The sequence below is a fragment of the Streptomyces pseudogriseolus genome, from assembly GCA_002154585.1.
In the GTDB taxonomy this organism is placed as follows: Bacteria; Actinomycetota; Actinomycetes; order Streptomycetales; family Streptomycetaceae; genus Streptomyces; species Streptomyces pseudogriseolus.
In genome coordinates this window covers 1-11634 of record MUNG01000178.1, presented here as the reverse complement: position 1 = coordinate 11634, position 11634 = coordinate 1, and the positions used below count along the sequence as shown (strand labels likewise).

The following is an 11634-nucleotide window of genomic DNA, read 5'->3' as shown; positions in this document are numbered from 1 at the left end:
CCCCGCCTCCCCCGCAGCCACACCGCTGGCGCGCTGGCTCCGGCACGGCGGGCCGAGCCTCGAGCGACTGCGCGACACCGGTGCGCCCGCGCCGCGGCTGGCCGGGCGGGCCCCCGCCGACGACGTCGAGCAGCTCTGCCTGACCAACGTGGTCCAGCAGCTGGAGCATCTGCGCGCCCACGAGTCGGTCGCCCGCGCGCTGAAGGAGGGACGGCTCGAACTGCACGGGGTGTACTTCCATGTGGGTGAGGCCCAGGCGTATCTCCTCGCCGAACAGGAGGAGGACAGGGTGTTCGACCGGGTGAGAGACGTGGATCTGGCGGTGTGACGGACGCCCGGGTGTGAGAGGCGTTACACCTCTTGAACCGGGTTGCCCCCTGTCCCGTGGGAAGGGGTGTCGGGCAGTCGCACGACACCCCCGACAGGTCTAAACCAATTTCCCGTCGACCCTTGTCAGCGCACCCCCGGGTCTGATGAGCTGTGGCCTGGGACACAACGGACACCCTGGGAAAGGCAGATGCCGTGAGCAATGAAAGCCTGGCCAACCTCCTGAAGGAGGAGCGACGCTTCGCACCCCCCGCCGACCTGGCCGCGAACGCCAACGTCACCGCGGAGGCGTATGAACAGGCCAAGGCTGACAGGCTCGGCTTCTGGGCCGAGCAGGCCCGCCGGCTGACCTGGGCCAAGGAGCCCACCGAGACCCTCGACTGGTCGAACCCGCCGTTCGCCAAGTGGTTCCAGGACGGCGAGCTCAACGTCGCCTACAACTGCGTCGACCGGCACGTGGAGGCCGGGCTCGGCGACCGGGTCGCGATCCACTTCGAGGGCGAGCCGGGCGACAGCCGCTCCATCACCTACGCCCAGCTCAAGGACGAGGTGTCCAAGGCGGCCAACGCCCTGCTGGAGCTCGGGGTGCGCAAGGGCGACCGGGTCGCCGTCTACATGCCGATGATCCCGGAGACCGCCGTCGCGATGCTGGCCTGCGCCCGCATCGGCGCCGCGCACTCGGTCGTCTTCGGCGGTTTCTCGGCCGACGCGCTCGCCACCCGCATCCAGGACGCGGACGCGCGGGTCGTCATCACCGCCGACGGCGGCTACCGGCGCGGCAAGCCGTCCGCCCTGAAGCCGGCCGTGGACGAGGCCGTCACCCGGGTGGACAACGTGGAGCACGTCCTCGTCGTCCGCCGCACCGGCCAGGACGTCGCCTGGACCGAGGGCCGCGACGTGTGGTGGCACGACGTGGTCGACCGGCAGAGCAGCGAGCACACCCCGGAGGCGTTCGGCGCCGAGCACCCGCTGTTCATCCTCTACACCTCGGGCACCACGGGTAAGCCGAAGGGCATCCTGCACACCTCCGGCGGCTACCTGACCCAGACGTCGTACACGCACTGGGCGGTGTTCGACCTCAAGCCGGAGACCGACGTGTACTGGTGCACGGCCGACGTCGGCTGGGTCACCGGGCACTCGTACATCGTCTACGGGCCGCTCGCCAACGGCGCCACGCAGGTCATGTACGAGGGCACGCCGGACACGCCCCATCAGGGCCGCTTCTGGGAGATCGTGCAGAAGTACGGCGTGACGATCCTCTACACGGCGCCCACCGCGATCCGCACGTTCATGAAGTGGGGCGACGACATCCCCGCCAAGTTCGACCTGTCGTCGCTGCGCGTGCTCGGCTCCGTCGGCGAGCCGATCAACCCCGAGGCGTGGATCTGGTACCGCAAGAACATCGGCGCGGACCGCACCCCGGTCGTCGACACCTGGTGGCAGACCGAGACCGGCGGCATCATGATCTCCCCGCTGCCGGGCGTGACCTCCGCCAAGCCGGGCTCCGCGCAGACCCCGCTGCCGGGCATCTCCGCCACGGTCGTGGACGACGAGGCGAACGAGGTGGGCAACGGGGGCGGCGGCTACCTGGTGCTGACCGAGCCGTGGCCGTCGATGCTGCGCACCATCTGGGGCGACGACCAGCGCTTCCTCGACACGTACTGGTCGCGCTTCGAGGGCAAGTACTTCGCCGGTGACGGCGCGAAGAAGGACGACGACGGCGACGTCTGGCTGCTGGGCCGGGTGGACGACGTGATGCTGGTGTCCGGCCACAACATCTCCACCACGGAGGTCGAGTCCGCGCTGGTCTCCCACCCGTCGGTCGCCGAGGCGGCCGTGGTGGGCGCGGCGGACGAGACGACCGGCCAGGCGATCGTCGCCTTCGTCATCCTGCGGGGCACGGCCGCCGAGAGCGAGGACCTCGTCGGCGAGCTGCGCAACCACGTGGGCGCCACGCTGGGCCCGATCGCCAAGCCGAAGCGGATCCTGCCGGTGGCCGAGCTGCCGAAGACCCGCTCCGGCAAGATCATGCGCCGTCTCCTGCGGGACGTCGCGGAGAACCGCCAGCTCGGGGACGTCACCACGCTGACGGACTCCACGGTCATGGACCTCATCCAGGCGAAGCTGCCGGCGGCGCCGAGCGAGGACTGACCGGACGCCCGGCCGCACGCGGGCGGGACCCGGACGAGCCCCAGTCCGCTTTCCGCCCGCCCGGCCACGTCACCGCCCGTGCCCCCCCACCCGCGGGGACACGGGCGGTTCCCGTCGGCGGGGCGCCCGCCTCCGACGGCCGCGGCGGATCACGACAGCCGCCGCAGATCACGACAGCCGCCGCGGAACACGACGGCCGCACCGCACCCATGCCGCTGGTGCGTCCCGTACGCGCGTTGGCTACGCTCGACAGGAACAAGCTGTCTCATGGGGCGCCGGGAAGTCTGGTCGGCACGCGATTCGTGCTGCCCGACGACCGGAGGAACCGCCCGTGAGCGCCCCCACCCCCACCCCCCGCAAGGCCTTCGGCCGCCTCACCCTGCCCGAGCGGAACTTCGTCGCGGACGCGCTGCGCACCGAGACCGTCGGGGGCGTCCTGCTGCTGCTCGCCGCCGTCGCCGCCCTGGTGTGGGCGAACATACCCGCGCTGCACGACAGCTACGAGAGCGTCAGCCACTGGCACGTCGGCCCCGCGTCGCTCGGGCTGAACCTGTCCGTGGCGCACTGGGCGGCCGACGGTCTGCTCGCCGTCTTCTTCTTCGTCGCCGGCATCGAGCTCAAGCGGGAACTGGTCGCCGGTGACCTGCGCGACCCCAAGGCCGCCGCGCTCCCCGTCGCCGCCGCGCTGTGCGGCATGATCGCGCCCGCCCTCGTCTACACACTGACCAGCGGAGCGGAGGGCGGCTCCCTCGCCGGCTGGGCCGTGCCCACGGCCACCGACATCGCGTTCGCGCTGGCCGTGCTCGCCGTCATCGGCACCTCGCTGCCCAGCGCGCTGCGCGCCTTCCTGCTCACCCTCGCGGTCGTGGACGACCTGTTCGCGATCCTGATCATCGCGGTCTTCTTCACCGACGGGCTGAACTTCGCGGCGCTCGGCGGCGCGGTCGCGGGCCTGGTGGTCTTCTGGCTGCTGCTGCGCAGGCGCGTGCGCGGCTGGTACGTGTACGTGCCGCTGGCCGTGGTGATCTGGGGGCTGATGTACAACAGCGGCGTCCACGCCACCATCGCCGGCGTGGCGATGGGCCTGATGCTGCGCTGCCACCGGGAGGAGGGCGAGGAGCAGTCGCCGGGCGAGCGGATCGAGCACCGCGTCCGGCCGCTGTCGGCGGGGCTCGCGGTCCCGTTGTTCGCGCTGTTCAGCGCCGGTGTCGCGGTCTCCGGCGACGCGCTCGCGAAGGTGTTCACGCAGCCCGAGACGCTCGGCGTCGTCCTCGGCCTGGTCGTCGGCAAGACGCTCGGCGTGTTCGGCGGCACCTGGCTGACGTCCCGTTTCACGCGCGCCTCGCTCAGCGACGACCTGGAGTGGGCGGACGTGTTCGCGGTGGCCACGCTCGCCGGCATCGGCTTCACCGTGTCGCTGCTCATCGGGGAGCTGGCGTTCGAGGACGACGCGGCGATGACGGACAGCGTGAAGGCGGCCGTCCTGGCCGGCTCGCTGATCGCCACCGCCCTGGCGACCGTGCTGCTGAAGATCCGCAACGCCAGGTACCGCAGGCTGGCCGACGAAGAGGAGCGGGACGAGGACCAGGACGGCGTCCCGGACGTCTACGAGCAGGACGACCCGGAGTACCACCTGCGCATGGCCCGCATCTTCGAGAAGAAGGCCGCCGAGCACCGGCGGCTCGCCCGCGAGAAGGCCGCCGCGCGAGACGCGCTTGCACAAGTGCCGGGCGGGGCAGGCGATCGGCACGACGGTCCGGCATGATCTGACGAGACGGTACAAAAGACGGGAACGTCCCGCGCAGGCACGACGGACGTACGCGAGGCGTACGGAGAAGAGGGAGACCGCGATGAGCGCACCCGACGGCAGCCCGGTCGGCGCCGAACGCAGCATCGGCCAGCTGTTCGCCACGGCGACGGCGGAGATGTCGGCGCTGGTGCACGACGAGATCGCGCTGGCGAAGGCGCAGCTCAGGCAGGACGTGAAGCGGGGCGCGACCAGCGGCGGCGCGTTCATGGCGGCGGGCGTTCTGCTGCTGTTCTCCCTGCCGATGCTGAACTTCGCCCTCGCCTACGGCATCCGCACCTGGAGCGGCTGGAACATGGCGGTGTGCTTCCTGCTGTCGTTCGCGGCGAACTGCCTCGTCGCCGGCGTCCTCGCGCTCATCGGCGTCACCTTCGCCAAGAAGGCCAAGAAGGGCCGTGGCCCGCAGAAGGTCGCCGCCTCGGTGAAGGAGACGGCAGGCGTCCTGCAGAAGGCCAAGCCGCATCCGCGTCCGGCCCTCCCCGCGCACCGTGGCCCCGAGGCCGTCGAGGCTGTGGCACGCTCGTCCTCATGACGGACCCCGCCACTCCTTCGGCGCAGCCTCCCTCGGTCGTACGCCTGGACCTTCCGGACGCCCCCGGACTCGTCCACCGTGACGTCGCCGCCAACGGCGCCCGCTTCCACATCGCGGAGCTGGGCGACGGCCCGCTGGTGCTGCTGCTGCACGGCTTCCCGCAGTTCTGGTGGACCTGGCGGCACCAGCTGACCGCGCTCGCCGACGCCGGGTTCCGGGCCGTCGCCATGGACCTGCGGGGCGTCGGCGGCAGCGACCGCACCCCGCGCGGCTACGACCCGGCCAACCTCGCCCTCGACATCACCGGCGTCGTCCGCTCTCTGGGCGAGCCGGACGCCGCGCTGGTCGGCCACGACCTGGGCGGCTACCTCGCCTGGACGGCCGCGGCGATGCGCCCCAAGCTCGTACGGCGCCTCGCGGTGTCCTCGATGCCGCACCCGCGGCGCTGGCGCTCCTCGATGCTCGCCGACGCCCGCCAGACGGCCGCCCAGTCGCACATCTGGGGCTTCCAGCGGCCCTGGATCCCGGAGCGGCAGCTGACCGCGGACGACGGGGCGATGGTGGCGCGGCTCATCACGGAGTGGTCCGGGCCCCAGCCGCCCGACGAGAAGACCCTGGAGACCTACCGGCGCGCCATGTGCATCCCGTCCACGGCGCACTGCTCGATCGAGCCGTACCGGTGGATGGTGCGGTCGCTGGCCCGCCCGGACGGCATCCAGTTCAACCGCAGGATGAAGCGCCCGGTGCGGGTGCCGACGCTGCATCTGCACGGCTCGCTGGACCCGGTGGTACGTACGCGCAGCGCCGCGGGTTCGGGGCAGTACGTCGAAGCGCCGTACCGCTGGCGGCTGTTCGACGGGCTGGGGCACTTCCCGCACGAGGAGGACCCGGTCACCTTCTCGACGGAGCTGATCAACTGGCTGAAGGATCCCGAGCCGGACCGGTGAGCCGGGAACGCTTGTCCTACGAACGCCAATTGCCTGGCGCATAGGCCAATTGGCGGCCCTTCAGGCGGTTATCGACCTTGGGGCAGGGGCACACGTCCGGGTATGGGCTGGACGCACGACTACAGTGACGCAAGCCGCAATCGCCGCTCGGCGAGCGGTGTGGGCTCCCACCAGCGAGGCGGTGCACCACAGATGGCAGCTACGGATCTCAGGGTCGGCATCCCGCGCATTCTCCGCCGCCGCGCGCGCTGGGTGTCGGTCCGGCTGCGTCACCCACGCGGCTGACGGTCCGCCCGGCCGTCCGTGACGCCGGGCCGTCCCTGACACCCGGCCGTTCCTGACACCGGCCGTTCCTGACGTCCCGTCGGCGCCCGGTCCGGTTCCCGCTCAGAGCGCGCACTTGTCGCTGTCGACCTCCTGGGCGGCGCTGCGGCCCCGGGCGATGTCCTCGCGGATCTCGTCCACGGTGAGCGCGTATCCCGTCTCGGCGTCGTCCAGCGACTTCGCGAAGATGACGCCGTAGACCTCACCCTCGGGGGTGAGGAGCGGGCCGCCGGAGTTGCCCTGACGGACCGTCGCGAACAGCGAGTACACGTCGCGGCGCACCGTGCCCCGGTGGTAGATGTCGGGGCCGTTGGCCGTGATACGCCCGCGCAGCCGCGCCGCGCGGACGTCGTACGCGCCGTTCTCCGGGAAGCCGGCGACGATCGCGCTGTCCCCGCTGCTCGCGTCCTCCGTGGCGAACCGCAGCACGGGCGCGTCCAGATCGGGCACGTCGAGCACGGCGATGTCGCGCTTCCAGTCGTACAGGACGACCGTGGCGTCGTACCGGCGGCCCTCGCCGCCTATCTGCACGACGGGCTCGTCGACGCCGCCCACCACATGCGCGTTGGTCATGACGCGCCGGTCGTCGAAGACGAAGCCGGTGCCCTCCAGGACCTTGCCGCAGCTCGTCGCCGTGCCCGTCACCTTGACGATGGAGCGCTGCGCGCGGGCGGCGACGGGGCTGCCCGCGAGCGCCGGGTCCGGCGGACTGACGTCGGTGATGGGCTCGTTGGCGAACGGGCTGAAGACCTGCGGGAAGCCGTTCTGCGCGAGGACGGAGGAGAAGTCGGCGAACCAGATGTCGGCCTGGTCCGGCAGCGCCCGGGACACGCCGAGCAGCACCTTGGAGCCGCGCACCTCCTTGCCGAGCGTCGGCAGCGTCGTCCCGGCGAGGGCGGAGCCGATCAGCCAGGCGACCAGCAGCATCGCGACGACGTTGACGAGGGCGCCACCGGTGGCGTCCAGCGCCCGGGCCGGGGACCAGGTGATGTAGCGGCGCAGCTTGTTGCCCAGATGGGTGGTCAGGGCCTGGCCGACCGAGGCGCACACTATGACCACCACCACCGCCACGACGGCCGCCGTGGTGCTCACCTCGGAGTCGTCCGTGAGCGCGTCCCAGATGACCGGCAGTGTGTAGACGGCGATCAGACCGCCCCCGAGGAAGCCGATCACCGACAGGATGCCGACGACGAAGCCCTGTCGGAAGCCGACCACGGCGAACCACACGGCTGCCACCAGCAGCAGGATGTCCAGCACGTTCACCGATTCAAGCCTCGCCTCGTCCTACGCAGCACGGCGCCCACCCTGTCACGCCCTCCAGTCCAGCGGGACCTGCTTCTCCCGATCCCACGGGCGCTCCCAGCCCGCGAAGTGCAGCAACCGGTCGATGACGCCCGCGGTGAACCCCCACACGAGGGCCGACTCGACCGTGAACGCGGGACCACGGAAGCCGCTGGGGTGGACCGCGGTCGCACGGTTGTCCGGGTGGGTGAGATCGGCCACGGGCACGGTGAACACCCGCGCCGTCTCGTTCGGGTCGACGACGCCGACCGGGCTGGGCGCACGCCACCAGCCGAGCACCGGCGTGACGACGAACTCGCTGACGGGGATGTAGAGCGCCGGCAGCACGCCGAAGAGCTGCACGCCGGACGGGTCGAGCCCGGTCTCCTCCTCGGCCTCGCGCAGCGCCGCCCGCAGCGGGCCGTCGCCCCGCGGGTCGCCGTCCTCGGGGTCGAGGGCGCCGCCCGGGAAGGACGGCTGCCCGGCGTGCGAGCGCAGCGAACTGGCCCGCTCCATCAGCAACAGCTCGGGACCCCGCTCGCCCTCGCCGAACAGGATGAGGACGGCCGACTGCCGTCCCGAGCCGTCCCGCGGCGGCAGGAAGCGGCTGAGCTGCGTGGGCCGGACCGTCTCGGCGGCGCGGACCACCGGGTCCAGCCACTCGGGCAGCCCGTCCCTGCTCAGGGCCACCGGACCGCCCTGCGTCCCGCTCGCCCGCGTCATGCCCACCCCCGTCGTCCGGCCCCGTCCCACGGCTCCAACGCGCGACGGTCCCGAGATCGTTCCGCGGCGCGCAGGGGCGTCCCGCCTGCCCTCATCCGGCCCCCAGCGGCGGGGCCGCCCGGCCGCCGGCGTCCAGATACGCCTGCGGCGGCTTCAGCCGCTGGCCCGGCTGGCCGGCCTTCTCGTACTTCAGCAGCTTCTTCGCCTTCTCCGGGTCCGTCTCGCCCTCGCCGTAGGCCGGGCAGAGCGGGGCGATCGGGCAGGCGCCGCAGGCGGGCTTGCGGGCGTGGCAGATGCGGCGGCCGTGCCAGATGACGTGGTGGGACAGGTCGGTCCAGTCGCTCTTCGGGAACAGCGCGCCGACCGCCGCCTCGATCTTGTCGGGGTCGGTCTCGTCGGTCCACTTCCAGCGGCGTACCAGGCGCTGGAAGTGGGTGTCGACGGTGATGCCGGGCCGCCCGAAGGCGTTGCCCAGCACGACGAACGCGGTCTTGCGGCCGACGCCGGGCAGCTTGACCAGGTCCTCCAGCCGCCCCGGCACCTCCCCGCCGAACTGCTCCACCAGCGCCTTCGACAGCCCGATGACCGACTTGGTCTTGGCACGGAAGAAGCCGGTGGGGCGGAGGATCTCCTCCACCTCCTCCGGGTCGGCGGCAGCCAGGTCCTCGGGGGTGGGGTACTTCGCGAACAGCGCGGGGGTCGTCTGGTTGACGCGCAGGTCCGTGGTCTGGGCCGACAGCACGGTGGCGACGACGAGTTGGAAGGGGTTGTCGAAGTCCAGCTCGGGGTGGGCGTACGGGTACACCTCGGCGAGCTCACGGTTGATCCGGCGCGCCCGGCGCACCAGCGCGGTACGGGACTCGCCCCGCGGATGCGCGGCCACCGTCTTCGCCGGGGCGGCCGGCACGGAGGCGGTCGCCTTCTTGGGGGCGACGAGCTGCTTCTTGGGGGCGGGGGCCTTCTTGAGGGGAGCGGCCTTCTTGGCGGACGCCTTCTTGGAAGGGGCGGCCTTCTTCGCCGGGGCGGAGGCGGCCTTCTTCCCGGCGGCGGCCTTCCTCGCCGGGGCAGCCTTCCTCGCCGGGGCAGCCCTCCTCCCGGAAGCGGAGGCGGCCTCCCTGGCCGCGTCAGGCGCCCCGGCGGCAGCCGTCTTCGCGGCTTTCGCCGTCTTCCTGCCGCCATCGGAGCCCTGTTCGCCCACAGCGGAATCGCGTTCTGCACTCACCCGCGCAGCCCCCTCGGCCTGTGCTCTCACCGGCGATTTGGACACCCGGCCAGCCTACGACCCGGTACGGACATCCGCCCCGGCCCCAGAGGATCGGCGTCCAATTGGACCCCTGCCGCATACCCGGGCCGACCGGTGCGGCATCCTTGTGACAGATCACACTGTTTGCACGGTCCGGCAAAATGGGAACCACGGTCCCCTGGCACGCAGGGGAACCAAGATCCCCTGAGCAGGTCGAAGAGGAGAGAACTCGTGGACGACGTTCTGCGGCGGAACCCGCTTTTCGCGGCGCTCGATGACGAGCAGGCCGCGGAGCTTCGCGCCTCCATGAGTGAGGTGACCCTGGCACGGGGCGACTCACTGTTCCACGAGGGCGACCCGGGCGACCGCCTGTACGTGGTCACCGAGGGCAAGGTGAAGCTGCACCGCACCTCCCCCGACGGCCGCGAGAACATGCTGGCCGTGGTCGGCCCGGGCGAGCTGATCGGTGAGCTGTCCCTCTTCGACCCCGGTCCGCGCACGGCGACCGCCACGGCGCTCACCGAGGTGAAGCTGCTGGGCCTGGGCCACGGCGACCTGACGCCCTGGCTGAGCGCCCGCCCCGAGGTCGCCACCGCGCTGCTGCGCGCCGTCGCCCGCCGGCTGCGCAAGACCAACGACGCCATGTCCGACCTGGTCTTCTCCGACGTCCCGGGCCGTGTCGCGCGCGCCCTGCTGGACCTCTCCCGCCGCTTCGGCGTGCAGTCGGAGGAGGGCATCCACGTGGTGCACGACCTCACGCAGGAGGAGCTGGCCCAGCTGGTCGGCGCGTCCCGCGAGACGGTCAACAAGGCCCTGGCGGACTTCGCCCAGCGCGGCTGGCTGCGTCTGGAGGCCCGGGCGGTGATCCTGCTCGACGTGGAGCGGCTCGCCAAGCGCTCCCGCTGACGCGGCTCCCACAGACCCTCCGCGCCCCCACGGCCCCGGCCGTGGGGGCGCGGGCGTGTCGTAGCCGTGCCGACCCTAAAGAATGCCGTGCTCCTCCAGATACTTCAGCTGGGCCCGTACGGAGAGTTCCGCGGCCGGCCACAGGGAGCGGTCGACGTCGGCGTAGACGTGGGCGACGACCTCGGAGGGGGTGCGGTGGCCGTTCTCGACGGCGGTCTCCACCTGGGCGAGCCGGTGGGCGCGGTGCGCGAGGTAGTACTCGACGGCGCCCTGGGCGTCGTCCAGCACCGGTCCGTGTCCCGGCAGGACCGTGTGGACGCCGTCGTCGACGGTGAGGGACCTGAGCCGGCGCAAGGTGTCGAGGTAGTCGCCGAGGCGGCCGTCGGGGTGGGCGACGACGGTCGTGCCCCGCCCCAGCACGGTGTCGCCGGTGAGGACCGCCCGGTCCGCCGGCAGATGGAAGCACAGGGAGTCCGCCGTGTGCCCCGGGGCCGGGACGACCCGCAACTCCAGGCCGCCCACGGTGACGACGTCCCCGGCGGTCAGACCCTCGTCGCCGAGCCGCAGCGCCGGGTCCAGGGCGCGCACCTTCGTGCCGGTCAGCTCGGCGAACCGGGCGGCGCCCTCGGCGTGGTCGGGGTGACCGTGCGTCAGCAGGGTGAGGGCGACCCGCTTGCCGGCCTGCTCGGCGGTGCCGACGACGTGCCGCAGATGCCCGTCGTCCAGCGGCCCCGGGTCGACGACGACGGCGAGGTCGGAGTCCGGCTCGGACAGGATCCAGGTGTTCGTGCCGTCCAGGGTCATCGCCGAGGCGTTCGGCGCGAGCACGTTGACGGCCCGCGCGGTCGCGGGACCGGACAGGACCCCGCCGCGCGGCTGGCCGGGGAGGGCGGTGGCGTCCGTCATGCGGGGGCTCCCCCGGTCGGGATGTGCTTGGTGAACTCGTCGTGCCCGGGCCAGGAGAGGACGATCTCGCCGTCCACCAGGCGCGCGGAGGCCAGCACCGGCGTGAGGTCCCGCGCGGGCGCCGCGTCGAGCGCCTCCGCGGCCGTGCCGTACGCGATGAGCTGGCGCAGGGTCGCGATGGTCGGGGGCATCATCAGCAGCTCGCCCCGGTCGTACCCGTCGGCCGCCTCGCGCGGGGGGATCCACACCGTGCGGTCGGCCTCCGTGGAGGCGTTGCGGGTGCGCTGGCCCTCGGGGAGGGCGGCGACGAAGAACCACGTGTCGTAGCGGCGCGGCTCGAACTCGGGGGTGATCCAGCGCGTCCAGGCGCCCAGCAGGTCGGAACGCAGCACCAGGCCGCGCCGGTCGAGGAACTCCGCGAAGGACAGCTCCCGTGCGACGAGCGCGGCGCGGACTGGGAGGCGGACCGCGCCGCGCTCGTCGCACG

Annotated in this window: 12 protein-coding genes; 7 read left to right on the top strand and 5 right to left on the bottom strand. The window is 72.4% G+C overall.

Annotated elements, in window-relative coordinates; all coding sequences use genetic code 11:
* The 6 genes from CCN29_RS17365 to CCN29_RS17340 all read left to right on the top strand — a co-directional run.
* Nucleotides 1–328: carbonic anhydrase (locus tag CCN29_RS17365; RefSeq protein ID WP_442538397.1), on the top strand; the 328-nt coding region annotated here is incomplete at its 5' end.
* A 194-nt stretch (nucleotides 329–522) separates the two neighbouring features.
* Nucleotides 523–2478, top strand: a complete 1956-nt coding sequence (gene acs, locus CCN29_RS17360) for an acetate--CoA ligase (RefSeq protein ID WP_031020038.1) — start codon at nucleotides 523–525, stop codon at nucleotides 2476–2478.
* A 331-nt stretch (nucleotides 2479–2809) separates the two neighbouring features.
* Entirely contained in the window at nucleotides 2810–4243 is a 1434-nt protein-coding gene (gene nhaA / locus CCN29_RS17355; protein ID WP_031062718.1) for a Na+/H+ antiporter NhaA, read from the top strand.
* 85 nt (nucleotides 4244–4328) lie between these two features.
* Complete coding sequence (locus CCN29_RS17350) at nucleotides 4329–4817, top strand: phage holin family protein (protein WP_006132553.1); 489 nt, start codon at nucleotides 4329–4331, stop codon at nucleotides 4815–4817.
* Nucleotides 4814–5764, top strand: coding sequence for an alpha/beta fold hydrolase (locus CCN29_RS17345; protein WP_006132552.1), 951 nt, complete (start codon nucleotides 4814–4816; stop codon nucleotides 5762–5764). Before CCN29_RS17350 ends, CCN29_RS17345 begins: the two co-directional genes overlap by 4 nt.
* Before the next feature lie 102 nt (nucleotides 5765–5866).
* A complete protein-coding gene (locus tag CCN29_RS17340) occupies nucleotides 5867–6049 on the top strand; it encodes a hypothetical protein (protein WP_078492825.1) in 183 nt (60 codons plus the stop codon).
* Nucleotides 6050–6151: 102 nt separating this feature from the next.
* Here CCN29_RS17340 and CCN29_RS17335 read toward each other — a convergent pair whose 3' ends face one another.
* From CCN29_RS17335 to nth, 3 genes are all read right to left on the bottom strand, one after another.
* Complete coding sequence (locus CCN29_RS17335; RefSeq protein WP_006132551.1) at nucleotides 6152–7351, bottom strand: MarP family serine protease; 1200 nt, start codon at nucleotides 7349–7351, stop codon at nucleotides 6152–6154.
* 45 nt (nucleotides 7352–7396) lie between these two features.
* The gene (locus CCN29_RS17330) at nucleotides 7397–8092 is read right to left on the bottom strand and encodes an NUDIX hydrolase (protein WP_006132550.1); all 696 of its coding nucleotides are present in this window, start codon (nucleotides 8090–8092) and stop codon (nucleotides 7397–7399) included.
* 91 nt (nucleotides 8093–8183) lie between these two features.
* Entirely contained in the window at nucleotides 8184–9290 is a 1107-nt protein-coding gene (gene nth, locus CCN29_RS17325; RefSeq protein ID WP_086682960.1) for an endonuclease III, read from the bottom strand.
* 276 nt (nucleotides 9291–9566) lie between these two features.
* Between nth and CCN29_RS17320 the strand changes: the two genes are divergently transcribed.
* A complete protein-coding gene (locus CCN29_RS17320) occupies nucleotides 9567–10241 on the top strand; it encodes a Crp/Fnr family transcriptional regulator (RefSeq protein ID WP_006132548.1) in 675 nt (224 codons plus the stop codon).
* Between the two features lie 75 nt (nucleotides 10242–10316).
* Here the strand turns inward: CCN29_RS17320 and CCN29_RS17315 are convergent, their stop codons facing one another.
* Nucleotides 10317–11147, bottom strand: coding sequence for an MBL fold metallo-hydrolase (locus tag CCN29_RS17315; RefSeq protein WP_006132547.1), 831 nt, complete (start codon nucleotides 11145–11147; stop codon nucleotides 10317–10319).
* Nucleotides 11144–11634: NUDIX hydrolase (locus CCN29_RS17310; RefSeq protein ID WP_503167721.1), on the bottom strand; the 491-nt coding region annotated here is incomplete at its 5' end. The genes CCN29_RS17310 and CCN29_RS17315, both read right to left, overlap by 4 nt.